This is a genomic window from Bradyrhizobium manausense (assembly GCF_018131105.1).
In the GTDB taxonomy this organism is placed as follows: Bacteria; Pseudomonadota; Alphaproteobacteria; order Rhizobiales; family Xanthobacteraceae; genus Bradyrhizobium; species Bradyrhizobium manausense_B.
This window is the reverse complement of sequence record NZ_JAFCJI010000008.1, coordinates 17,322-40,459: the sequence shown is the minus strand read 5'-3', so window position 1 is coordinate 40,459 and position 23,138 is coordinate 17,322. Positions and strand designations below refer to the sequence as shown.

At 63.4% G+C, this 23,138-nt stretch carries 19 protein-coding genes and 1 tRNA gene; 9 read left to right on the top strand and 11 right to left on the bottom strand.

Annotated features, from left to right (window positions below):
* The first annotated feature begins 2 nt into the window (after window positions 1-2).
* Together hmgA and fahA are read left to right on the top strand one after the other, a co-directional pair.
* The gene (gene hmgA / locus JQ631_RS31060) at window positions 3-1,349 is read left to right on the top strand and encodes a homogentisate 1,2-dioxygenase (protein WP_212333555.1); all 1,347 of its coding nucleotides are present in this window, start codon (window positions 3-5) and stop codon (window positions 1,347-1,349) included.
* Between the two features lie 127 nt (window positions 1,350-1,476).
* The gene (fahA, locus tag JQ631_RS31055) at window positions 1,477-2,748 is read left to right on the top strand and encodes a fumarylacetoacetase (protein ID WP_212333552.1); all 1,272 of its coding nucleotides are present in this window, start codon (window positions 1,477-1,479) and stop codon (window positions 2,746-2,748) included.
* Window positions 2,749-2,869: 121 nt separating this feature from the next.
* On the opposite strand, the gene JQ631_RS31050 is transcribed toward fahA, so the two are convergent.
* The gene (locus JQ631_RS31050) at window positions 2,870-3,181 is read right to left on the bottom strand and encodes a DUF1272 domain-containing protein (RefSeq protein ID WP_212333548.1); all 312 of its coding nucleotides are present in this window, start codon (window positions 3,179-3,181) and stop codon (window positions 2,870-2,872) included.
* Window positions 3,182-3,255: 74 nt separating this feature from the next.
* The gene (locus JQ631_RS31045; RefSeq protein ID WP_212333546.1) at window positions 3,256-3,735 is read right to left on the bottom strand and encodes an Lrp/AsnC family transcriptional regulator; all 480 of its coding nucleotides are present in this window, start codon (window positions 3,733-3,735) and stop codon (window positions 3,256-3,258) included.
* A gap of 121 nt (window positions 3,736-3,856) precedes the next feature.
* Here JQ631_RS31045 and hppD point away from each other — a divergent pair, with 121 nt between their 5' ends.
* Window positions 3,857-4,975, top strand: a complete 1,119-nt coding sequence (gene hppD, locus JQ631_RS31040; RefSeq protein WP_212333544.1) for a 4-hydroxyphenylpyruvate dioxygenase — start codon at window positions 3,857-3,859, stop codon at window positions 4,973-4,975.
* A gap of 22 nt (window positions 4,976-4,997) precedes the next feature.
* Here hppD and JQ631_RS31035 read toward each other — a convergent pair whose 3' ends face one another.
* From JQ631_RS31035 to JQ631_RS31015, 5 genes are all read right to left on the bottom strand, one after another.
* A complete protein-coding gene (locus JQ631_RS31035) occupies window positions 4,998-6,302 on the bottom strand; it encodes an MFS transporter (RefSeq protein ID WP_212333542.1) in 1,305 nt (434 codons plus the stop codon).
* Window positions 6,303-6,377: 75 nt separating this feature from the next.
* Window positions 6,378-7,490, bottom strand: a complete 1,113-nt coding sequence (locus JQ631_RS31030) for a CaiB/BaiF CoA transferase family protein (RefSeq protein WP_212333540.1) — start codon at window positions 7,488-7,490, stop codon at window positions 6,378-6,380.
* A 205-nt stretch (window positions 7,491-7,695) separates the two neighbouring features.
* The gene (locus tag JQ631_RS31025) at window positions 7,696-8,496 is read right to left on the bottom strand and encodes an FAD binding domain-containing protein (RefSeq protein ID WP_212333538.1); all 801 of its coding nucleotides are present in this window, start codon (window positions 8,494-8,496) and stop codon (window positions 7,696-7,698) included.
* A gap of 15 nt (window positions 8,497-8,511) precedes the next feature.
* The gene (locus tag JQ631_RS31020) at window positions 8,512-10,854 is read right to left on the bottom strand and encodes a xanthine dehydrogenase family protein molybdopterin-binding subunit (RefSeq protein WP_212333536.1); all 2,343 of its coding nucleotides are present in this window, start codon (window positions 10,852-10,854) and stop codon (window positions 8,512-8,514) included.
* Between the two features lie 83 nt (window positions 10,855-10,937).
* On the bottom strand, window positions 10,938-11,423 hold the full coding sequence (locus JQ631_RS31015; protein ID WP_194479056.1) for a (2Fe-2S)-binding protein: 486 nt from the start codon (window positions 11,421-11,423) through the stop codon (window positions 10,938-10,940).
* Between the two features lie 339 nt (window positions 11,424-11,762).
* Between JQ631_RS31015 and JQ631_RS31010 the strand changes: the two genes are divergently transcribed.
* Together JQ631_RS31010 and JQ631_RS31005 are read left to right on the top strand one after the other, a co-directional pair.
* Window positions 11,763-13,802 (top strand): methyl-accepting chemotaxis protein, encoded by a 2,040-nt coding sequence (locus JQ631_RS31010; protein ID WP_212333533.1) that lies wholly within the window; start codon window positions 11,763-11,765, stop codon window positions 13,800-13,802.
* 152 nt (window positions 13,803-13,954) lie between these two features.
* Window positions 13,955-15,988, top strand: coding sequence for a methyl-accepting chemotaxis protein (locus JQ631_RS31005; protein WP_212333529.1), 2,034 nt, complete (start codon window positions 13,955-13,957; stop codon window positions 15,986-15,988).
* 3 nt (window positions 15,989-15,991) lie between these two features.
* On the opposite strand, the gene JQ631_RS31000 is transcribed toward JQ631_RS31005, so the two are convergent.
* Complete coding sequence (locus JQ631_RS31000; protein ID WP_212333525.1) at window positions 15,992-16,363, bottom strand: DUF3175 domain-containing protein; 372 nt, start codon at window positions 16,361-16,363, stop codon at window positions 15,992-15,994.
* A 128-nt stretch (window positions 16,364-16,491) separates the two neighbouring features.
* Between JQ631_RS31000 and JQ631_RS30995 the strand changes: the two genes are divergently transcribed.
* The 3 genes from JQ631_RS30995 (at window position 16,492) to JQ631_RS30985 (ending at window position 20,494) form a co-directional block, all read left to right on the top strand.
* Window positions 16,492-17,979, top strand: coding sequence for an MFS transporter (locus tag JQ631_RS30995; RefSeq protein WP_212333522.1), 1,488 nt, complete (start codon window positions 16,492-16,494; stop codon window positions 17,977-17,979).
* 3 nt (window positions 17,980-17,982) lie between these two features.
* Window positions 17,983-18,804 carry a trehalose-phosphatase gene (otsB, locus tag JQ631_RS30990; protein WP_212333519.1) on the top strand — a complete coding sequence of 274 codons (822 nt, stop codon included), beginning with the start codon at window positions 17,983-17,985 and terminating at the stop codon, window positions 18,802-18,804.
* 226 nt (window positions 18,805-19,030) lie between these two features.
* Window positions 19,031-20,494, top strand: coding sequence for a trehalose-6-phosphate synthase (locus JQ631_RS30985; RefSeq protein WP_212333516.1), 1,464 nt, complete (start codon window positions 19,031-19,033; stop codon window positions 20,492-20,494).
* A 125-nt stretch (window positions 20,495-20,619) separates the two neighbouring features.
* Here JQ631_RS30985 and JQ631_RS30980 read toward each other — a convergent pair whose 3' ends face one another.
* Entirely contained in the window at window positions 20,620-20,961 is a 342-nt protein-coding gene (locus JQ631_RS30980; RefSeq protein WP_212333513.1) for a hypothetical protein, read from the bottom strand.
* Between the two features lie 195 nt (window positions 20,962-21,156).
* Between JQ631_RS30980 and JQ631_RS30975 the strand changes: the two genes are divergently transcribed.
* Window positions 21,157-21,246: transfer RNA gene (locus tag JQ631_RS30975), tRNA-Ser, on the top strand.
* Window positions 21,247-21,966: 720 nt separating this feature from the next.
* On the opposite strand, the gene JQ631_RS30970 is transcribed toward JQ631_RS30975, so the two are convergent.
* Window positions 21,967-22,497, bottom strand: a complete 531-nt coding sequence (locus tag JQ631_RS30970) for a DsrE family protein (protein ID WP_212333510.1) — start codon at window positions 22,495-22,497, stop codon at window positions 21,967-21,969.
* A gap of 25 nt (window positions 22,498-22,522) precedes the next feature.
* Window positions 22,523-23,044, bottom strand: coding sequence for a hypothetical protein (locus tag JQ631_RS30965; protein ID WP_249161322.1), 522 nt, complete (start codon window positions 23,042-23,044; stop codon window positions 22,523-22,525).
* Window positions 23,045-23,138 lie beyond the last annotated feature (94 nt).

Below are 23,138 nucleotides of genomic sequence, written 5' to 3'. Positions count from 1 at the left end.
TCATGAACATCAATGCCTCGCCTGATCAGATCATTCGCAGTTCGGCCCAGGTGACGCCGGGCTACATGTCCGGCTTCGGCAACAGCTTCGAGACCGAAGCGCTGCCGGGTGCGCTGCCGATCGGGCGCAACTCGCCGCAGCGCTGCGCTTACGGGCTCTATGCCGAGCAGCTCTCGGGCTCGCCCTTCACGGCGCCGCGCGGCACCAATGAGCGCTCCTGGCTCTATCGCATCCGTCCGTCGGTGAAGCACTCCGGCCGTTTCGAGAAGGTCGATGCCGGGCTGTGGCGTTCGGCGCCGTGTCATGAATATGATCTCCCCATCGCGCAGCTGCGCTGGGACCCGGCACCGATCCCGAAGGAGGACACGACATTCCTCCAGGGCGTGCAGACCATGACGACGGCCGGCGATGTCAACACGCAGGCCGGCATGGCCGCGCATGTCTATCTCATCACCAAATCGATGGTGGACCAGCACTTCTATAATGCCGATGGCGAGCTGATGTTCGTGCTTCAGCAGGGCAATCTGCGCGTCGTCACCGAGTTCGGTCGCATCGATGCCGAGCCCGGCGAGATCGTGGTCATCCCGCGCGGCGTGAAAATCCGCGTCGAGATTCCGAACGGTCCGGCGCGCGGCTATCTCTGCGAGAACTATGGCGGCGCCTTCACGCTGCCGGAGCGCGGGCCGATCGGCGCCAATTGCCTCGCCAACGCGCGCGACTTCCTCACGCCGGTCGCGAACTACGAGGACAAGGACACGCCGACCGAGCTGTTCGTGAAGTGGGGCGGCTCGCTGTTCAAGACCGAGCTGCCGCATTCGCCGATCGACGTCGTTGCCTGGCACGGCAATTACGCGCCCTACAAATACGACCTCCGCACCTTCTCACCGGTCGGTGCGATCGGTTTCGACCATCCCGATCCCTCGATCTTTACGGTGCTGACTTCGCCGTCGGAGACGGCGGGCACCGCGAATATCGACTTCGTTATCTTCCCCGAGCGCTGGATGGTGGCCGACAACACCTTCCGGCCGCCCTGGTATCACATGAACATCATGAGCGAGTTCATGGGCCTGATCTACGGCGTCTACGACGCCAAGCCGCAGGGTTTCGTGCCGGGCGGCATCTCACTCCACAATTGCATGCTGCCGCACGGGCCCGATCGCGATGCCTTCGAGCACGCCAGCAATGGTGAACTGAAGCCGGTGAAGCTCACGGGCACCATGGCTTTCATGTTCGAGACCCGCTACCCGCAACGCGTGACGGCGCACGCCGCGAATGCGTCGACACTGCAGGACGATTATGCGGATTGCTGGAAAGGCCTCGAGAAGCGGTTCGACCCCAACAGGCCGTAATTTCTTCGCCGATCAACCACCGTCATGCCCGGGCTTGTCCCGGGCATCCACGTGTTGACGCACATTCGAAAGATCGTGGATGGCCGGGACAAGCCCGGCCATGACGGTCTCAAGCTCGGAGACTCTTGTGCCCCACCCCAACGACCCCAGCCTCCGCTCCTTCATCGACGTCGATCCCGCCTCCGACTTCCCGATCCAGAACCTGCCCTTTGGCTTGTTCTCGACGGCAGCGAACCCGACGCCGCGCGTCGGCGTCGCGATTGGCAATCACGTGCTCGATCTTTGGGAACTCGAGCAGGACTCGCGCCTCGACGTCGGCCCGCTCGGCGTGTTCTCTGGTCCCTCGCTCAATGCGTTCATGGCGCTCGGGCCGAAGGTCTGGAGCAAGACGCGCGCCCGGCTCAGCGAACTGCTGCGCCACGATCACCCGGAGTTGCGCGACAATGAGGAGCTACGCAAGCAGGCGCTGGTGCCGATGCGCGATGCAAGGCTGCATCTGCCATTCGCGGTCTCCGGCTACACCGACTTCTATTCGTCGAAAGAGCATGCCACCAATGTCGGTGTGATGTTCCGCGGCAAGGACAACGCGCTGCAGCCGAATTGGCTGCATATGCCAATCGCCTATAACGGTCGTGCTTCCACCGTCGTCGTGTCGGGCACCAAGGTGAAGCGGCCGCGCGGGCAGTTGAAGCCGCCTAATGTCGAGGTGCCGAGCTTTGGTCCGTGCAAGCGGCTGGATTTCGAGCTGGAGATGGGCGTCGTGGTCGGCCAGCCCTCGCCGATGGGCGGCATGCTCACGGAAAGCCAGGCCGAGGAGATGATCTTCGGCTTCGTGCTGCTCAACGACTGGAGCGCGCGCGACATCCAGCAATGGGAATATGTGCCGCTCGGGCCGTTCCTCGCCAAGGCATTCGCGACCTCGATCAGCCCGTGGGTGGTGACGCGCGAGGCGCTGGAGCCGTTCCGCCTGAAGGGCCCCGAGCAGGAGCCGGTGCCGCTGGACTACCTGAAGCAGGCCGAGCCGCAGAACTACGATGTGGAGCTCGACGTGTCCTTGCGCGCTGCCGGCGCCAACGCGTCCGCCGGTATCAGCCGCACCAACTTCAAATTCATGTACTGGTCCTCGGTGCAGCAACTGATGCATCACGCCTCCTCCGGTTGCGCGATGAATGTCGGCGATCTCCTTGGAAGCGGCACCATCTCCGGTCCCGAGAAGCATCAGCGTGGCAGCTTGCTTGAGATCAGCTGGAACGGCACCGAGCCGGTGGAATTGCCCGGTGGCGTGAAGCGCTCATTCCTGGAGGACGGCGACAGCCTCGTGATGCGCGGCTGGTGCCAGGGCAATGGCTACCGCATCGGGTTCGGCGAGGTCGAGGGGACGATTTTGGCGGCGGAGTAGCCTCTGCCGCTGCCACATCCTCCGTCATTGCGAGGAGTGAAGCGGCGAAGCAATCCAGAATCCCGCAGCGGAGGGATTCTGGATTGCTTCGCTGCGCTCGCAATGACGGCGGGGGAAGAGCCTAACGCTTCTCCGGCGGCACCTCGCGCACCCGCGCGCAATGCGCCGCGACGTCCTCCATGCTGTACTTCAAATGCACCCGCTTGTCCGACGGCGCCTGCTTGCTCGTGCACACGCCCGGCCGCCATTCCAGTGCCGGCCTGATCGGGCGCGGCGCAAAGCCGCCGCCGCAGTTCGGGCAGACGTTGGACAGCTTTGCTTCCACGCACTCCGCACAGAACGTGCATTCATAGGAGCAGATCCGCGCATCTGTCGCGTCAGGCGCTAGGTCGCGGTCGCAATATTCGCAGTTCGGTCGAAGCTGGAGGGCCACGGCTGAATCTCCTTCGGTTGCCCTCGATCATTGCAGATCGAGCAAGCGGCGCGAATGGCGTAGTTCCCTCGATTTCAGCCAGCCTTCAAGTCCTTCAGCGGCAGCTTCGAGCTTTCCTTCAGGCGATCGAGCACGATCGAGGAACGGACATGCGCCACGCTCTGGTGCGGCATCAACACGTCGTTGACGAGGTTGGACAGCCCTTTGAGGTCGCGCAGCACGGCCTTGAGCACGTAGTCAGCATCGCCGGTGAGCGAATAGGCTTCCTGAATCTCATCGATCCGGTTCACCAGGGCGCGAAAGCGCTTTGAGTTGTCTGGCGAGTGGGTTGCGAGCCCCACCTGGATGAATGCGATCACGCCGAAACCGAGCGTCTCACTGGAGAGGTCGGCGTGATAGCCCGCGATGACCCTCTCCTCCTCCAGCCGCATCCGCCGCCGTGAGCATTGCGAGGCCGAGAGTCCTGCGAGCTCTGCCAGTTCCTGGTTGGTGAGGCGTCCGTCCTCCTGGAGCGCGCCCAGGATCTTGAGGTCGAAGGCGTCCACTAGAATCATGCGTATTTTGTCCAATTCGTGCACGGATCGTGCACGGAATAGCAGAATCGTGTCCCGTTTGCACGCTCCTTGCACGCCCGGTGAAGGATAGTTCTTCCCAACAGAAATTTGGGAGAACACCATGGGTCCGTTTCCGCACGATGCACCGCCGGCCACCGTTACCATCGACAATCCGATGGGCACCGACGGATTCGAATTCGTCGAATATGCGCATCCGAATCCGGAAGAGTTGCATGTGCTGTTCAAGCTGATGGGCTACGCGCCTGTCGCACGCCACAAGACCAAGAGGATCACGGTCTATCGCCAGGGTGACATCAACTATCTCGTCAACGAGGAGCCCGGCACCCACGGTTACGAGTTCGTCGCCGCGCACGGCCCCTGCGCGCCGTCGATGGCGTTCCGCGTCGTCGATGCGAAGGCGGCCTATGACCGCGCGATAGCACTCGGCGCGGAGCCTGCGGAAGTGTCATCCGCGCAGAAGACCCTGGACGTGCCCGCGATCAAAGGCATCGGCGGCAGCCTGCTCTATTTCGTCGATCGCTATGGTGCCAAGGGCTCGGCCTATGATGCAGAGTTCGAATGGCTTGGTGCGCGCGATCCGCGCCCGCATGGCGCCGGCTTGTTCTATCTCGATCATCTCACCCATAACGTCCATCGTGGCCGCATGGACGTCTGGACCGGCTTCTACGAAAAGCTGTTCAACTTCCGCCAGATTCGCTTCTTCGACATAGAAGGCCGTGCGTCCGGCCTGTTCTCGCGCGCCCTGACGAGCCCGGACGGAAAAATCCGGATTCCGATCAACGAGGACGCCGGCGATTCCGGCCAGATCGAGGAATATCTGACGATCTATCGCGGCGAAGGCATCCAGCACATCGCCTGCGGCTGCCGCGAGATCCATGGCACGATCGAGGGCCTGCGCGCAGCCGGCCTGCCCTTCATGCCGTCGCCGCCTGAGACCTATTTCGAACGGATCGATGCGCGCCTGCCCAAGCATGGCGAGGACGTCGCACGTTTGCAGAAGAACGGCATCCTCATTGACGGCGAAGGCGTGGTCGATGGCGGCCACACCAAGGTGCTGCTGCAGATTTTCTCCGCCAACGCGATCGGCCCGATCTTCTTCGAGTTCATCCAGCGCAAGGGCGACGACGGCTTTGGCGAAGGCAATTTCAAGGCCTTGTTCGAATCGATCGAGGAAGATCAGATCCGGCGCGGGGTGTTGAAGGTGGACACGGCGGCGTAAGGACGCCGCCGCATCGTCCGCTCTAGCGTGCCGCCGCGCTTGCTGTGGCGCGCGGCCGCCGCTCGGCACCATCAGGCACCCGTATCGCCATCGTGGCGAGGATGCTGATGACGCCCATGGCGACGACGTACCAGACCCATGACAGCTTGTCGCCGGTCGCTCCGATAATCCAGGTGAACATGAGCTGTGCCGTGCCGCCAAAGATGGTGACGCCGAGCGCGTAGGCGATCGACAGTCCGCTGGTGCGGACGATCGACGGGAAGATCAGCGGGATGAGGATGATGCCGGCGCCGCCCGACATCGCATGGAACGCCATCAGGACTGCAGCCGTGACGACGTAAACGAGCGGCGAACCCGACGATACCACCAGAAGCAACGCGGGATAGAACAGCAACGTCACGATGATGCGCGGGATCACGGCGATGGTCTTCAGGCTGTATTTGTCCGCGAGCGCGCCGCCGAGCAGCGCGAAGATCGTGCCGCTGACGAAGGTGGCGAAGTTGGCCGTCATCGCCCAACCCTGGCTGTAGTGCAGCGTGTTGATGGCGTAGGTCGCGGTGTAGAGGAAGAAATATTGGCCGATGGTCGCGCCCGAGATCAGCAAGATGCAGAGCACGATCTTGCCCCAGTGATTGGCCAGGATGTCCGTGAGTACGCCGCCAACGCTGGCATGGGCCTCCCCCGCATCCAGCGTTTCATCGAGATTCCTGCGGATGAAGTAGCCGACCGGCGCGATCAGGATTCCGAGCAGGAAGGGAATGCGCCAACCCCAGCTGTCATTGGCGCCGGGCGTGATCAGAAACGCCAGGCCAAGGCCGACGAGTGCGGAGAACAGGCTGCCCAGGTTCTGGCTTGCGAGCTGCCAGCTGCCGAAGAAGCCCTTGCGGTGCGCAGGCGCGCTTTCCAGCAAATAAGTGGTTGCGGGGCCCATCTCGCCGCCGGTCGAAAAGCCCTGCAGCAGCCGCGCGAGCACCAGCAGGATTGGCGCCAAAAGGCCGATCTGATTGTAAGTCGGCAGCAGGCCGATGATGCCGGTGCCAAGCGCCATCAACCAGATGGTCAGGGTCATCGCGGGCTTGCGGCCATAACGGTCGGCATAGGCGCCGATGACGATGCCGCCGAGTGGCCGCGCCACAAAGCCGACGCCGAAGGTCGCAACCGTCAGCAGCAGACTCGTGTTCGGATTGTCCGACGGGAAGAACGCCTTGGCGAGCCAGACGGCAAACGCCGCGTAGACGGTGAAGTCGTAGAATTCGAGCGCGTTGCCGAGAATGGCTGCGCCGACGCGCATGGTTTGAGAGGGACGCGGACGGTCGGTCTGGTTCACTGATTGGCACCTTGTGTCACGGGCATGAACGCGAAGTGACGCAAAAGGTGCCTGCTTACAACCCTCAAGCGCGCCTTAGCGGCCCGCTCGCCACGCAGCCGTCACCGCGGAAATCTCGGCGCCTTCCGGCTCGCGGACGGTGGATTGCGTGCGCGAGAAGCGCGGCGCCGGCGCGGGCTGTTTCACGCCGTGGCGTTCGATGAAGACCTCGCGGGCGACCATGTGCGGATGCTCGGTCGCTTCCGACATGGTCAGGACAGGCGCGAAGCATATGTCGGTGCCTTCCATGATGCTGCACCAGTCCTCGCGCGTCTTGCTCTTGAACACGCCCTTCAATTTCTCCTTCAACGCGGGCCAGGCCTTGGGGTCCATCTGTGCGTCGAAATCGGCGTCGGTGAGGCCCGCATGCTCGCGCAGCAGCGCGTAGAACTGCGGCTCGATCGAGCCGATCGAAACGAAATGGCCGCAGGCGCATTCATACACGCCGTAGAAGTGAGCGCCGCCATCGAGGAAGTTCCGGTTGCGGCCTTCGCTCCAGCGGCCGAGCGTCTTCATGTCGAAGAAGAATGACATCAGCGATGCCGCGCCGTCGCACATCGCGGCGTCGACGACCTGGCCCTTGCCGGATTTTTGCGCTTCCAGCAATGCGGCGAGCACGCCGACGACCATGTACAGCGCGCCGCCGCCGAAATCGCCGACAAGATTGAGAGGCGGCACCGGTGCTTCCTTGGTGCCAATCGCGGCGAGCGCGCCGGTGATCGAGATGTAGTTGATGTCATGGCCGGCGGCACTCGCGAGCGGGCCTTCCTGGCCCCAGCCGGTCATCCGGCCATAGACCAGCTTTGGATTGCGCGCGAGCACCACGTCAGGGCCGAGCCCCAGCCGCTCCATCACGCCGGGACGAAAACCTTCGACCAGCGCGTCGGCGCCGGCGAGCAGGTCGAGTACTTGCGCGATCGCCGCCTTGTCCTTGAGATCGAGCTCGATCACTTTGCGGCCGCGGCCCGCCACCGACTTCATGCTTTTCTTCGCGCCGACGCGGTCGAGCGTGACGACGTCGGCGCCCATGTCGGCCAGCATCATGCAGGCGAACGGGCCGGGCCCGATGCCGGCGAATTCGACGACACGGAAGCCCGCGAGCGGGCCGGAGGTGCGGACGGAGGCGTTCTGGGCGGGCTTGTCGAGCACGTGTTGTTTCCTCGGGTCGCGGGCGGATGCCGATGATCCGGCAAGCGCGCGTGGCGTTCCTCTTTGGGGCGAGTTAATTGGCTGATTAACTTTTCTCGCCTTCGCGCCAGCGAGGCAAGCGCTTTTCACGCATGGGCGTATCAAAAAAGCGGCGCGCATTGCTGCGCGCCGCGGAAGATTTGTGTTGAGGCGCTAGGGACGATGATCAGCCAGCGGCGGCCACCGCGCGCTGCGCCATCACCTTGACGAGGTTGGCGCGGTACTCGGCCGTGCCGTGGATGTCGGCCAGCAATCCGCTTGCGGGAATGCTGACATTGTCCAGTGCCGACGGCGACCAGTTCGCCTTCAGCGCGGCTTCGATCGCACTAACCCGCATCACGCCGCTCTGCGAGGCGCCAGTCGCGGCGACACGAATCTCGCCGGACTTCGTCTGCGCGACGAAGACGGCGGTCAGCGCGAAGCGTGAGGCCGGATGCCGCATCTTGGCGTAGCCGGCCTTCGCTGGAACCGGGAACGACACGGCGGTGATGATCTCGCCGTCTTCAAGCGCCGTCGTGAACAGGCCCTTGAAGAAATCATTCGCCGCGATCGACCGCTTGTTGGTCTTCACGGTGGCTCCGAGCGCGAGCAGCGCGGCCGGATAGTCCGCGGCCGGATCGTTGTTGGCGATCGAGCCGCCGATCGTGCCGCGATAGCGTACCGCGGGGTCGCCGATCAGCGATGCGAGATAAGCGAGCGCGGGGATCGCTTTTTTCGCGGCATCGCTGGTCGCCACATCGTAATGCGGCGTGGCGGCCTTGATGGTCAGGGTGTCGCCTGCGGCCTCGATGCCGATCAGCTCCTTGATCTTGCCGAGATCGATCACGTCCGAAGGACTGGCAAGGCGCTGCTTCATGACCGGAAGCAGGGTCTGGCCGCCGGCAAGGAATTTCGCCTCGCTGCCCTTGGCGAACAGGCTGGCGGCTTCATCGACCGAGGAAGCGCGATGATAGGTTGTCTGGTACATCTTCGTTCCTCCCTCTTAAGCCGAATGGATCGTGCGCCACACCCTGTCAGGGGTCGCGGGCATTTCCAGGTTGTTCTTGCCGATCGCATCCGTGATCGCGTTGATCACGGCCGCAGAGGCGCCGATCGCGCCGGCCTCGCCGCAACCCTTGATGCCCAAGGGATTGCCTGGGCACAGCGTCGTGGTGTGGGAGAGATTGAAGGAGGGCACATCGTCGGCGCGCGGCATGGCGTAGTCCATGAAGGACGCCGTCACCGGCTGGCCGTTGCCGTCGTAGATCGCATGCTCGAGCAGCGCCTGCCCGATGCCTTGAACCAGGCCGCCATGGACCTGCCCCTCGACGATCATCGGGTTGATCAACCGGCCGAAATCGTCGGCCGCGACGAAGTTGATGAAGGAGGTCTTGCCGGTGCCCGGATCGACCTCGAGCTCGCAGATGTAGGCGCCGGCCGGGAAGGTGAAGTTGGAGGGGTCGTAGAAGGCGCTTTCCTTCAGGCCCGGCTCCATCCCGTCAGGCAGATTGTGCGCGGTGTAGGCCGCGAGCGCGACCATCGGGAAGGCGATTGCCTTGTCGGTGCCCGCCACCTTGAACTCGCCGTTCTCGATGACGATGTCGCCTTCGGACGCTTCCAGCGCATGCGCAGCGATCTTCTTGGCTTTGGATTCCATCTTCTCCATGGCCTTCAGGATCGCAGTGAGGCCGACGGCCGCCGAGCGCGAGCCGTAGGTGCCCATGCCGAACTGCACCTTGTCGGTGTCGCCATGGACGATCGAGACCTGGCTGATGGGAACGCCGAGGCGATCCGCAACGAGCTGGCAGAACGTGGTCTCATGACCCTGGCCGTGGCTGTGCGAGCCCGTGAGGATCTCGATGGTGCCGACCGGGTTGACGCGGACCTCCGCAGATTCCCACAGGCCGACGCCGGCACCCAGACTGCCCACGGCCTTCGACGGCGCGATGCCGCAGGCTTCGATGTAGCAAGACAGGCCGATGCCGCGCAGCTTGCCTTGCGATTTCGCCTGCGCCTTGCGGGCAGCGAAGCCGGCATAGTCGATCGCCTTCATCGCCGCGTCGAGTGAGGCGTTAAAGTCACCGACGTCATAGGCCATGATCACGGGCGTCTGGTGGGGGAACTGGGTGATGAAGTTGGTCCGGCGCAGCTGGGCCGGATCGACCTTCAATTGCCGCGCGGCGGTCTCCATCATTCGTTCGATGAGGTAGCTCGCCTCGGGACGGCCGGCGCCGCGATAGGCGTCGACCGGCGTGGTGTTGGTGTAGACGCCGATCACCTCGGCATGGATCTGCGGGATGTTGTATTGGCCCGACAGCAGCGTCGCGTAGAGATAGGTCGGCACCGCCGAGGAGAATAACGACATATAGGCGCCGAAATTGGCGTAGGTCTTCACCTTCAGGCCGGTGATCTTGTTGTTGGCGTCGAACGCCATCTCGGCATGGGTGACGTGATCGCGGCCGTGTGCGTCGGTCAGGAACGCCTCGGTCCGGTCGCTGGTCCACTTCACCGGGCGGCCGGTCCGCTTGGAGGCCCAGAGCGCCACCATCTCTTCCGGATAGATGTAGATCTTTGAGCCGAAGCCGCCGCCGACGTCGGGCGCGATGACGCGCAGCTTGTGCTCGGGAGCGATATTGTAGAACGCCGACAGCACGAGGCGGGCCACGTGCGGGTTCTGCGACGTCGTGTAGAGCGTGAAATGCTCTTCCGCCGTGTCGTAATTGGCGATCGCCGAGCGCGGCTCCATCGGGTTCGGTGCCAGGCGATTGTTGGTGAGGTCCATCTTCACCACATTCGCGGCCTTGGCGAAGGCAGCATCCGTTGCACCCTCGTCGCCGATCACCCAGTCATAGACCTGGTTGCCGGGGGCTTCGGGATGGAGCTGCGGTGCGCCTGATTTGATGGCGGCATGGACGTCGGCGACCGCGGGAAGCTCCTCGTAATCGATGACCACGGCTTCGGCGGCGTCGCGTGCCAGATTCTTGCTGTCAGCGATCACCACTGCGACGGCCTGACCCACGAAGCGCACCGTGTCGGGCGCCATCGCCGGCCATGCGCCCATCTTCATCGGACTGCCGTCCTTGGAGGTGATGGCCCAGCCGCAGATGAGGTTGCCGACCTTGTCGTCGATCAGCTGCTGTCCGGTGAGCACTGCAATCACGCCCGGCATCTTCAGCGCGGCGGACGAATCGATCTTCTTGACCTTGGCGTGCGCGTGCGGACTGCGGACGAAATGGGCAAAGGTCATGCCCTGCAATTTGATGTCGTCTACGTATCGGCCCTTGCCGGTAATGAAACGCTTGTCTTCCTTGCGCACGACCCGCGCGCCGATGCCTTCAACACCCATGTCTGGTCCTCCCGACCGGAATTGTTTTGACTGCGCTTTCCCACGAAAGCGGAGCGGTGGCTTTTTATTCGAGGCGGACTGCTTTACTCGGCCGCTTGCGAGACCTTCATGCGTCCGGCTGCGTCCAGCACGGCTTTGACGATGTTGTGGTAGCCGGTGCAGCGGCAGATATTGCCTTCGAGCTCGTGACGGACCGTGGCTTCGTCGAGCTGGCCGCCATGGCGGTGCACGATATCGATCGCCGACATGATCATGCCCGGGGTGCAATAGCCGCACTGCAGGCCGTGATTGTCGCGGAAGGCGGCCTGCATCGGGTGCAGCTCGTCGCCCTTGGCGATGCCTTCGATGGTGGTGACGCTGGCGCCGTCGGCCTGGCCGGCCAGCATGGTGCAGGATTTCACCGCTCTGCCGTCCATATGGACGACGCAGGCTCCACACTGGCTGGTGTCGCAGCCGACATGGGTCCCGGTGAGGTTGAGGTGGTCGCGCAAGACGTGGACCAGCAGCGTGCGGTCCTCGACGTCGACGGCAACGGCCTTGCCGTTCACCGTCAGTTTGACTGTAGACACAGAACGTACCTCCCGGGATGATTTTGATTGTTTCTAATTAGAGACAGCGGCGTCCGGACTTTGCAACTGGCATTTTGGTCGCCCCGGTCATGGAAAAGTCATTTGATTCCGGCGGGAGCCGAGGATTTGGGGGACGAGCCCAGCGATCTCAGGAGCGGCGTGGCTGGGGTGGGATGCCAGGCATCATCCCACCCGGTCGGCCGTTGGCCCATGACATCAGGGGGCGCACGAGCCAGACGAATTTACCGCCCCTTATCGATTCTGCCTTAGTTTTGCGCAGCCGGTCGGAGGCGGGGCGCCTCCGGGGTGCGGCTGAAGAGAATGAATTGGGGGTTTGGAATGTCCGGGCGTACCGCGTCGCCGTCTAAGCGCAGCTTGTTTCCGACCCTCCGGTTCCGCGCCAAGATCATGCTCGGCTTTGCCGCCGTGCTGGCAATCTCCGCCGGCAGCATGGCCTTCGCCTATTTCGGCTTCGAGCGGGTCTCATCCGACGTCGGGTCCTACCGCCGCAGCGTTTCGGAGGCCGATCTCGCTCGCAATATCGACCGCGAACTGCTCGGTTACCGCTCGGCCGTCAAATATTTCGTCGTCACCGGCAAGGAAGATGACGCCAAGGCGGCGCTCGACGCCGAGGCCAGCCTGAAGGGTGCCATCGACCAGGCCGTCAAGAGCGCCAAGACGCCGGCGCGGCAGGCCAGCCTCGACAAGCTCGCCAAGGAGTTCTCGAATTTCTCCGCGACCTTCGCCAAGGTCCTTCAGGCCAAGCGTGACAGCACGCTGCTCGTGCAGAACCAGCTCTCGCGCCAAGCCAATCTGCTGAAATACAAGCTCGACGACGTCGGCAACAATGCCTCCGATTCCGAGGCGCAGGCGATCGAGTTCGGCACCAAGCAGGTTAATGCCCAGTTCCAGACCGCGAGCGCGGCGGCGACCAATTTCGTGCTGACATCCGACCAGGCGATCGCAACCAGCGCGCTGGCGAGGCTGAAATTCGTCGAGAACTCGCTCGGCGCGGTCTATTCCATGGACGACAAGATCGTCGCCGGCCTCAAGGAGGCCAAGGCGATCCTCGTCGCCTATCGCGAAGCGCTGGAGAAGCTGATCGCCAATGCCAAGCTGGTCGACGAACTCGTTACCGAGATGAGCGGCTCGGCTGGCGCGATTCTCCAGGGCGCGACAACGATGAAGGCGGATCTGGTCGCCGAACAGCAGCGGCTGGATACGGAATCGGAGGCGACCATCGGCAAGACCGAGCGACTGGTGCTGCTGCTGGCTGTCGGCGGCACGCTCCTTGGTGCGGTGCTCGCCTTCCTGCTCGGTACCGGCATCTCGCGGCCGATGATCGCGATGTGCAAGGCGATGCGCGAGCTCGCTTCGGGCAATTTCAACGTCGTGCTGCCGGGCCTCGGCCGCAAGGACGAGATCGGCGAGATGGCCGGTGCAGTCGAGGAGTTCAAGGTTCAGGCGGTGGCCAAGGCCGAGCGTGATGCCGCCGCCAGCGAAGCCCAGAACAAGGAGCAGGCGGCAAGCCGCCGCGGCGAGCTGATCCGCTTTGCCGATGATTTCGAGGCCGCAGTCGGTGCCATCGTGTCCAACGTCTCGGCCTCCGCGGTCCAACTTGAGTCGTCGGCGTCCACATTGACCCGCACCGCCGAGACCACGCAGACACTGTCGAGCCAGGTCGCCGGCGTCTCGGAGCAGGCTTCGAACAACATGCAGTCGGTCGCGACGGCGACCGAGGAGCTGTCGGCTTCGGTCGAGGAGATCGGCCGCCAGGTTCGGGATTCCAGCCGCATCGCCGAGGCCGCCGTGGTGCAGGCCAAGGAGACCGACGGCCGCATCGGAAAACTCTCGCATGCCGCCCAGCAGATCGGCGAGGTCGTCAAGTTGATCACCGCGATCGCCGAGCAGACCAACCTGTTGGCGCTGAACGCCACCATCGAAGCGGCCCGTGCGGGTGAAGCCGGCCGCGGCTTTGCGGTGGTTGCGAGCGAGGTGAAGTCGCTGGCGAGCCAGACGGCGAAAGCCACCGACGAGATTTCCTCGCACATCACGGGCATGCAGGGCGCGACCGCGGAGTCGGTCGCCGCGATCAAGGAGATCGGCGCGACCATCGGCAAAATCTCGTCGATCTCGACCTCCATCGCCAGCGCGGTAGAAGAGCAGGGCGCGGCGACCCAGGAGATCGCCCGCAGCGTCCAGAACGTCGCCCAGGGTACCCAGACCGCCGCCACCGACATCGGCCAGGTCAACCGCGGTGCCGCCGAAACCGGCTCTGCCTCGGAAGAGGTGCTGAATTCGGCCAAGACGCTGTCGTCCGAAAGCACGCGGCTGCGCGCCGAGCTCGATCGCTTCATGGCGAATATCAGGGCGGCGTAGGGCCTAGATCGGCCCCCCGCGTCACCTAACCGCAAGTTGTGCCGCGGTAAATTTACCGCGGCTTATTCTTTGCCATTTACCTTGCGTGCGAGTCGGGAGCGGGCTGCTGCCGGGCTGCGCCTGGTTTTCCGCGAATGGAATGGGGTGGGGGAATGTCCGTCAAGTCGAAGCCGAGCTCGTCGAAGCTCGTCACTTTGCGTTTTCGCGCAAAAATCATCCTCGGCTTCGTGGCGGTGCTGGCCATTCTCGCCGTCAGCATGGCGTTCGCCTATTTCGGTTTCGAGCGAATCGCGGGAGCCGTTGCCTCCTACCGGACCAGCGTGGCCGAAGCGAACCTGGCGCTGACCATCGATCGCGATTTGATCAGCTATCAGGGGCTGACCCGGGCCTACACGCTGACAGGCGCGGCGGACGATGAAACCGCGGCCAAGGCGGCTGAAGAAAATCTGAAGGCGGCGATCGCCAAGTCGATGTCGGCCACGTCAGGCGCAGCGCGCCGCGAGGAGATCGGCAAGCTCGAAACCGAATTCCAGCGCTTCGCAAAGGTGTTCGGTGAGATCATCGCGCTGACCCGCGAGAACAACAAGATCGCGACCGACGAGCTCAACAGCGATGGCAACAAGATCCGTTTCAAGTTCGACGACCTCGCCGATACTGCGGCGTTGGCCGGCCTCGGCTCGGTACAGACCACGGCGAAGGACATCACCTCGCAATATCTCGCGGTCTCCACCTCGGTCGGCGCCTTCATCGCCAAGCCGGAGCCGAAGACTGCCGACGGCGTGCTCGCCCGCATCAAGTTTCTGGAGACATTGCTGGTCTCGATCTACGCCAACGACCAGAAGATCACCGACCGTGTCGCCGAGATCGGCAATCTGCTGAAGCAGTACCGCGCGTCCTTTGCCAAGCTGTCGGAGAATGTGAAGGTCATCGTCAAGTCGAATACCGAAATGACCAGGACGGCGGCGTCCATCCTCAAGCTCTCGGGCGAGTTGCGGTCGGAGCTGTCGGCCGATCAGCAGCGCATCGAGACGAGCGCGAATGCGACGATTGCGGAAACCGAGCGGCTGATCCTGATGCTGGCGCTGGGCGGTCTTGCCATCGGCGCGGTACTGGCCCTGATGCTCGGCAACGGCATCTCGCGGCCGATGATCGCGATGTGCAAGGCGATGCGCGAGCTGGCTTCGGGCAATTTCGACGTCGTGCTGCCGGGCCTCGGCCGCAAGGACGAGATCGGCGAGATGGCCAGCGCGGTCGAGGAGTTCAAGGTTCAGGCGGTGGCCAAGGCCGAGCGTGACGCCGCCGCCAGCGAAGCCCAGAACAAGGAGCAGGCAGCAAGCCGCCGCGGCGAGCTGATCCGCTTTGCCGATGATTTCGAAAGCGCCGTGGGGGCCATCGTGTCCAACGTCTCGGCCTCTGCCGTCCAGCTTGAATCGTCGGCGTCTACGCTGACCCGCACCGCCGAGACCACGCAGACGCTGTCGAGCCAGGTCGCGGGGGTCTCCGAGCAGGCCTCGAGCAACATGCAGTCGGTCGCGATCGCGACCGAAGAGCTGTCGGCTTCGGTCGAGGAGATCGGTCGCCAGGTCCGCGACTCCAACCGGATCGCCGAAGCCGCCGTGGTGCAGGCCAAGGAAACCGACGGGCGCATCGGCAAGCTCTCGCATGCCGCCCAGCAGATCGGCGATGTCGTCAAGCTGATCACGGCGATTGCCGAGCAGACCAACCTGTTGGCGCTGAACGCCACCATCGAAGCGGCCCGCGCCGGTGAAGCCGGTCGCGGCTTTGCGGTGGTCGCGAGCGAGGTGAAGTCGCTGGCGAGCCAGACGGCGAAGGCCACTGACGAGATTTCGTCGCATATTGCGGGCATGCAGGGTGCAACCGCAGAGTCGGTTGCCGCGATCAAGGAGATCGGGGCGACCATCGGCCAGATCTCGTCGATCTCGACCTCGATTGCGAGCGCCGTCGAGCAGCAGGGCGCCGCGACTCAGGAGATCGCCCGCAGCGTTCAGACCGTCGCCCAGGGTACGCAGGCGGCTGCGACCGATATCGGCCAGGTCAACCGTGGCGCCGCCGAAACCGGCTCGGCCTCGGGAGAAGTGCTGAACTCAGCGAAGACGTTGTCATCCGAAAGCACCCGTCTGCGCGCTGAGCTCGATCGCTTCATGGCGAATATCCGGGCGGCGTAAGAATCATTCCCGTCCGAACGCCCGCTTCAGTTCCACCTTCGCCTTTTCCAGCCGCGTGCGCTGCGTCTTCGGCAAGGTCTTGCCGGCGCGGTTGATGTAGAACGTCAGCATCGATAACGCGGAGCGATAGGCGCCGGTCTTGCGGCGCGCACTGTGCTCGGCCGAACGCTTCAGCGAGGCTGCGATCTTCTTCGGGCTCGTGAGCGTGAACACGCCGCGCTTGAGGTCGAGTGCATCGCTCTCCTTCGTCACGCGCTGCGACCAGCGCTTTGGCGCGGCGCGCTTTGTGCTCTTGTGCGCGGTTGAGCGCCGCACGCTGGTCTTCTTGCGTGCTGCAGTTTTGCGCGAATGTGTCGTCTTTCTGACATGAGCCATGCGTCAACTCCCTGCGGCTCCAACAGAAACGGCCGGTGTTCGGCGCCGTTCCTGAGGGAACCGGCCCTTGCCGCAGACGTTGTCGTAGGTGGCAGGCGGATTGCCGCACCCCCAGACCCAGCAACGCTATGGAATTGCAGCAGAGCCCAGCGCTGATTGATGGACCTGCGATCTCGGCGGTAGCCGCGACCGGTCGCATCGTCGAGACCAGCATTCCCGCACGGCTCGATGCCCTGCCCTGGAGCGGCTTTCACACCCGCGTCGTGCTGGCGCTTGGAATCACCTGGATTCTCGACGGGCTCGAGGTGACGCTTGCCGGCGCGCTCTCGGGTGCGCTGAAGCAGAGCCCAACGCTGCACTTCTCCAATCTCGATCTCGGCATCGCCAACTCCGCCTACCTTGCAGGCGCCGTGCTTGGTGCACTCGGATTCGGTTGGCTGACCGATCGCATCGGCCGCAAGAAGTTGTTCTTCATCACACTCGCACTCTATCTCTCCGCCACGGCTGCGACCGCGCTGTCCTGGGATATTGCGAGCTACGCGCTGTTTCGCGCCCTGACTGGCGCCGGCATTGGTGGCGAATACACCGCAATCAACTCGACCATCCAGGAATTGGTGCCCGCACGCTATCGCGGCTGGACTGATCTGGTCATCAACGGCAGCTTCTGGATCGGAGCGGCGATGGGCGCAGTCGCGGCCATCGTGCTGCTCGACCCGGCGGTGATTGGTCCGGATCTCGGCTGGCGCCTTGCCTATCTGATCGGCGCAACCATCGGCCTCGTCGTGCTGTTGATGCGGATGTGGATTCCGGAAAGCCCGCGCTGGCTGATGATCCACGGTCGCCCCGATCAGGCACACGCGATCGTCGACGACATCGAGCGCTCTGTGATCGGACACGATCAGCACGCGAGCGACGCCGGCTTCGCCAAGATGCGTCTGAAGATGCGCGATCACACCCCGATCCGCGAAGTCATGCAGACGCTATTCGGGACCTATCGCCAGCGCGCGCTGGTCGGTTTGGTGCTGATGGTCGCTCAGGCCTTCTTCTACAACGCGATCTTCTTCACCTTCGCGCTGGTGCTGACCGATTTCTACGGTATCAGCGCCGATCACGTCGGCTGGTACCTGTTGCCGTTCGCCGCCGGAAACTTCCTCGGTCCGCTGCTGCTCGGTCGCCTGTTCGACACGCTTGGCCGCCGCGTCATGATCATGTTTACCTATGGAGTCTCGGGCCTGCTGCTGGCGTTGTCGGGCTACCTGTTCGCGATCGGCGCGTTGAGCGCGCAGGGGCAGACCATTGCCTGGATGGTGATCTTCTTCTTTGCCTCGCCGGCGGCGAGCGCGGCCTATCTCACTGTCAGCGAAACCTTTCCGCTCGAAGTTCGCGCGCTGGCGATTGCGGTATTCTACGCGGTGGGCACCGGTATCGGCGGGGTGGTGGGACCCGCTCTGTTCGGCGTGTTGATCGATACGGGATCACGCAGCAGCGTGTTCGCCGGCTATTTGCTGGGGGCATTCCTGATGGTCGCGGCTGCGATCGTGGCATGGCGCTACGCCATCTCCGCGGAACGCAAATCGCTCGAACAAATCGCGCGGCCGCTCGCTTCTATGGAGTAGACTATGAAATCGGAAGTCGCTGAACTGGATCAGAAGCGTCCCATGGCAGATGATGAAGCGCCCGATGCGGTGCCTGTGCCGCACGCACTCGTCCCGCATCTCAATGAGACCGCGATCCTGCTCGATATCGACGGCACGCTGCTCGACCTGATGCCGACGCCGCGCGAGGTATGGGTGCCGCCGGGCCTGTCGGAGACGCTGAACCGTCTAACCGAGCGTACCTCGGGCGCGCTGGCCATGGTCAGCGGCCGTTCGCTCAATGACATCGACCTGATCTTTGCGCCCGACGTGTTTCGCGCCGTCGCCGGTCACGGCGCGGAGATGCGGCTGTCGGTCGACAGCGAAGCCGACGACGTGCAGGCGCCGCCGATGGACAAGGAGCTGAAGCGCCGGCTGGCCGCGATCGCAAAGCTCAGTCCCGGCATTTTGCTCGAGGACAAGGGCTATTCGCTGGCGCTGCATTATCGTCTCGCGCCGCATGCGGAGAAGGCGATCTATGAAGCCGTCTCGCTGATCCGGGCTGATCTGCCCAATGCGCCGATCGAGGTGCTGCCCGGCAAGTTCGTTTGCGAGATCAAGCATTCCGGTTTCACCAAGGCGACCGGGGTGCGCGAGCTGATGAAGCACGAGCCCTTCAGGGGACGCCGCCCGATCTTCATCGGCGACGACGTCACTGATGAAACCGTGTTCGCGATCATGCCCGACATGAACGGGCTCTCCTTCTCCGTTGGTCGCCGCGCTATCGGCGTCAACGGTCACTTCGACGCGCCCACCGACGTGCGTGCGTTCCTTGCCCGTCTGCTCGACGACACAAGGTTGGAATAAGGCATCGTCACCTGAGAGCCACATTGTCGCGCGCACCGTTTCCATTGCGCGTGTGACCCATGCTGCGCGAAATCGATCTTTCCCAAATGAAATCGGCGGGTTCCCGCAAAGGAAACTGGTTCCAACGCGCTCGCCTGACTTTGGTTTCATTTCGTAGAAATGATGACAGGAACCATATTGATGAACGGCAGTTAAACGGGGTGGAATGAACAGGAGGGGACGACCTGTGAACTTGGTTGTCGTTTCAAATCGGGTTGCCCGCGGTAAGCCCAACGAACCCATGACGGGCGGCCTCGCAGCGGCATTGCTTCCCGTCGTGGAGCATTCGGGTGCCATCTGGGTGGGTTCCTCCGGCCGCGTGCGTGACGGCCATCAGAAGGAACCTTTCGCTGAAATCGAGGCGCTCGGAACCGGCGCGATTGCGACGCTGGATCTGCCGGCGGCGCATTACGGCGGCTACTATGAAGGTTTTGCCAATTCGGCACTGTGGCCGGCGCTGCATTCGCGCAGCGATCTGATTCGCGTCTCGCGCGATGACTATGTCAGCTATCGCGAGGTCAACGCCTTCATGGCGCGCGCCTTGCTCCGCTTCAGAAAGGCCAGGACAGCGTTCTGGGTGCAGGACTATCATTTCCTCGCGCTCGGCGCGGAGCTGCGTGATCTCGGCGTCGACGATCCCATCGGCTTCTTCCTGCATACGCCGTGGCCGGTCGCCGCGGTGATGCAGGGCGTGCCCAATCATCGCGAGTTGATCAATGCGATGCTGGCCTATGATCTGCTCGGTTTCCAGACCGAGGAGGATTGCCAGAATTTCCTCTCCTATGCCGGCGGCGAACTCGGTCTCATCGTCGAGGATGGCGCCGTGCTCTCGCATCACGGACGCACACGCTGCGAAGTGTTTCCGATCGGCATCGACGCGGAGAAGTTCGCAGCCTATGCCGCGAAGTCGGCGTCACACCCGGATGTCTCGCGCCTGCGCCGCAGCCTCAATGGCGAGCGGCTCGCGATCGGCGTCGATCGGCTCGACTATTCCAAGGGTCTGGTCAACCGCATCAGCGCGTTCGATCGGCTCTGGACCGACCAGCCGCAGTTTGCGCGCAGCATCTCTCTGCTTCAGATCGCCAACCCGTCGCGCGGCGGCATCGAGGCCTATGGCAATCTTCAGAACGAGGTCGCGCGCCTCGTCACCGACGTCAACGGCCGCCATGGCGAGGTCGATTGGACGCCGATCCGCTATCTCAACAAGGGGTTCAGCCAGGCGGTGCTCGCTGGCCTCTATCGCACCGCGCAGGTCGGCGTGGTGACGCCGCTGCATGACGGGATGAACCTTGTCGCCAAGGAATATGTCGCCGCGCAAAATCCGGCGGATCCCGGCGTGCTGGTGCTGTCGAAATTCGCCGGCGCCGCCAACGAACTCGAGACCGCGCTGCTGGTCAATCCGCATGACATCGACGGCATGGCGCGAGCGATCGCAGTTGCCGCCGCGATGCCGCTCACCGAGCGGAAGATGCGGTGGGACGCGATGATGAAGAAGCTGCGCGGCCACACTATCCAGCAATGGTCGTCGGATTTCGTCGCCGAGCTGGAGAAGTGCCGCACCGAGAAGGTCGCGGCAGCCCCGCTCGCCGCCCAGCCGCCGCAGGCTCTGCGCTGGCTGAAATCGGCGATCTCCGGTGTGCGGTTGATCTAAGAAGCTCTCGTCATGGCCGGGCTTGTCCCGGCCATCCACGTCTTACCTCTCGCTACCAAGAACGTGGATGCCCGGGACAAGCCCGGGCATGACGGCGCGTAGCATTCGTGAGGCTAGAAGGTCTCTCAATAACAATACGACACACCATCCAGAACAGCGCATTGCCGCTTGTTGGGCGCGTTCGGATCATCCATCGGCACCACGCCCTTGCCCTGGCCGACGAACACACCAGGCCCGACATGCACTGAGCTCTTGTTGCCGATGATCACGCTCTGATGTGGCGTCGAACTGGAGCGGGTCCCGTCCGGCCAGAGGATTGCATCGCCTGAAAGCACCCCGCGCCGCCCGTCGTCGCAGGTCACGTCGCCCCCCTGGCGCGTGCAGGCCTGGGCCTGAGCCGGCGCGGTAGAGCCGGTGCCAAAGGCCGAAATCAGGCTAAGGACGGCGAGCGTCTTGCGGATGGTCATGGCGTCCCCGGTCATGTTTGGTGTGCTCAGGTGAATCGTCGCGCCAAACCCGCGATGGGTTCAGCCTGGCGGGGTTCCGGACGGCCTCGCGTGACGATATATTCTCCAGCAAATACAATATGTTGCGGAAAATTCACCCGATTTCCCCGCGATCCCTTGCAAAATCACCGGCGCCCCTTCAAGAGAGGGCGCTCCGGAGAGATGGCCGAGTGGCTTAAGGCGCACGCTTGGAAAGCGTGTGTGCGGGAAACCGTACCGTGGGTTCGAATCCCACTCTCTCCGCCAGCCTTCGAAACCGCGGAGGCTGACGCGAACAAGCTCATCCGAGAAACAGCTATCCACGCATCGTTATCGTCGGAGAGGCGCTATGGTCAGATTCTTCGCCGGCTCCAAGATGCGGGATTACGGTTCTCCGCTCTGTCCCGGCGCTTGCGCGTAAATGACAAATATCTCGAGCCGCGGCACCGAGCGCGGCGGACTCGACGGCTTGTTCGTCGCTGCCATCGCGCGAGAGGATGAACGAACCGAGGTCGGCCCAATGGCGCCAAACTTCTCTGCGACGCGTCGCAGCAGATCGATGCCTTTCTGCTGTCGTTCCGTCTGGCTGAGCGGTTCGACCAAAGCCCGACGGCTCGAGATGATCTTTCTCGCACTGATGCCGTTCGGGTTGCCCGGCCGAGGCGAGCGATCGCTGCAGCCATTGCCCGGCAGCTGACAAGAAGGCCGACCGGTTCACGCTGGAGGGCTTTCGTTAGCCGTTAGTCGACGCAACATAGCTGCGTCTGCTCGATTAAATAGTGCGGCTCCGACACGCGGATACTGGGATTGCGCCGGAGCCGCACCACTTAAAGGCCAAGTCGACGGGTATCGGCTTGGCCGAAACGTGTTTGGATCTGGTTGACTGTGTACGCTACCACAAGCCGGAGAAATGTTGTTCGACGTCTCGTTGTCTGCGACAAAATCCCGCTGCCGACGGCAGCCGGCAATGAGAGCCGGGAACGCCGGTCACGGCTTGACGTAGCTCCAGCCCCGCTCCTGCAGTTCCATCACGCGGACGACACCCGATTTTACGACTCTCGCTTCCGATATGAGCGGTATCTCCTTGCTCTCGGCCTTGCTCATGTTCTCGCGAGTGTTGCCGCAGGCTTTGAAGGAAATCTCCGGACTGCTCAGGGCAAGCGTCTCGATTCGCGCCTTTACCGGCGAGGTGTCATCGCGCAGCATGTGAAGGCCCGGGCCAAAAGCGACGACCTCGATCGACACCTTCTCGCCGAGGTCCTTGTAGTACTGGAGCACATTGCTCGCATTGTTGAGAGTGAGGTTCATCATCGCCGCTTCGTTGCTGTTCACCTGCAGGACGAGGCGATGCAGCTTCCTGGTTGCCCGCGGCGATTCGGGCTTGGAAATCGCATTGGGCTTTTGCTGCCCCGAATACTGCTTGCTCGCCTGGGCTTGCGCCTGTGCCTCTGCCGACGTCGCGATCAAGAGCTGTGCCGCAATCACTGCTACTCCGGCAATCATGCTGAGTCTCTTCATGGAATATCTCCCCATCCGGTGACCGTTAATGATGTGGCCCTGCAACGGCGTGTGGCCATTTGCACGCCGCGCTTAGTTTCTCCCGCACTGTCTTCAGTCCGCTGAGCAAAAAATTCCCCTCTTGGGCAGCCCCCGTCCGGGCGGCGACGCGAACGGAGACGTGTCCTTCTTCGGGGAACGACTGCAACAGGCGCACGACGTCACCGGTGAACGTAGCGCCCGTTCCAAACGAGGGTTGCCCTGCCGCAAGTTGCACCGGTTCGCCACCGTTGATCCGGTAGGAAATGGTGTCCGGGCTACGGCCAGCGACGGCGGGTCCAGAAACCACGAGTTCGGTGCGACCATTTCGGCAATAGATGGCGAGTTGCATCGAGGACGCATCGGAGCCCTCGCGAGAGAGCGCGGTCGCGGTCACGATCGGTGTGTAATTGACCGGCGATGTGGTCTCGCTGACGATCCAGTTGTCGCTGTTCCGCACCGGACGATCCGGCTGTGCGATGTCGCGCGACAGTCCATCCAGACATTCGAGCCTCTCGGCACGTTCCATTGCCGAACAGGCGCGAAGATGCGCGATCGGATCGGCTGCGCCTTGCGCGAACGCAGCTCCGCCCGCAAGTCCAAGTGCCACGGATAGGGGAAGC

Excerpts from the sequence above, each read along its gene's own strand:
- hmgA (WP_212333555.1), top strand. The coding sequence starts at position 3 with ATGAACATCAATGCCTCGCCTGATCAGATCATTCGCAGTTCGGCCCAG.
- JQ631_RS31045 (WP_212333546.1), bottom strand. The coding sequence starts at position 3,735 with ATGATTCTAGTGGACGCCTTCGACCTCAAGATCCTGGGCGCGCTCCAG.
- hppD (WP_212333544.1), top strand. The coding sequence starts at position 3,857 with ATGGGTCCGTTTCCGCACGATGCACCGCCGGCCACCGTTACCATCGAC.
- JQ631_RS31025 (WP_212333538.1), bottom strand. The coding sequence starts at position 8,496 with ATGTACCAGACAACCTATCATCGCGCTTCCTCGGTCGATGAAGCCGCC.
- JQ631_RS31020 (WP_212333536.1), bottom strand. The coding sequence starts at position 10,854 with ATGGGTGTTGAAGGCATCGGCGCGCGGGTCGTGCGCAAGGAAGACAAG.
- JQ631_RS31010 (WP_212333533.1), top strand. The coding sequence starts at position 11,763 with ATGTCCGGGCGTACCGCGTCGCCGTCTAAGCGCAGCTTGTTTCCGACC.
- JQ631_RS31005 (WP_212333529.1), top strand. The coding sequence starts at position 13,955 with ATGTCCGTCAAGTCGAAGCCGAGCTCGTCGAAGCTCGTCACTTTGCGT.
- JQ631_RS31000 (WP_212333525.1), bottom strand. The coding sequence starts at position 16,363 with ATGGCTCATGTCAGAAAGACGACACATTCGCGCAAAACTGCAGCACGC.
- JQ631_RS30995 (WP_212333522.1), top strand. The coding sequence starts at position 16,492 with ATGGAATTGCAGCAGAGCCCAGCGCTGATTGATGGACCTGCGATCTCG.
- otsB (WP_212333519.1), top strand. The coding sequence starts at position 17,983 with ATGAAATCGGAAGTCGCTGAACTGGATCAGAAGCGTCCCATGGCAGAT.
- JQ631_RS30980 (WP_212333513.1), bottom strand. The coding sequence starts at position 20,961 with ATGACCATCCGCAAGACGCTCGCCGTCCTTAGCCTGATTTCGGCCTTT.
- JQ631_RS30970 (WP_212333510.1), bottom strand. The coding sequence starts at position 22,497 with ATGAAGAGACTCAGCATGATTGCCGGAGTAGCAGTGATTGCGGCACAG.
- JQ631_RS30965 (WP_249161322.1), bottom strand. The coding sequence starts at position 23,044 with ATGGAACGTGCCGAGAGGCTCGAATGTCTGGATGGACTGTCGCGCGAC.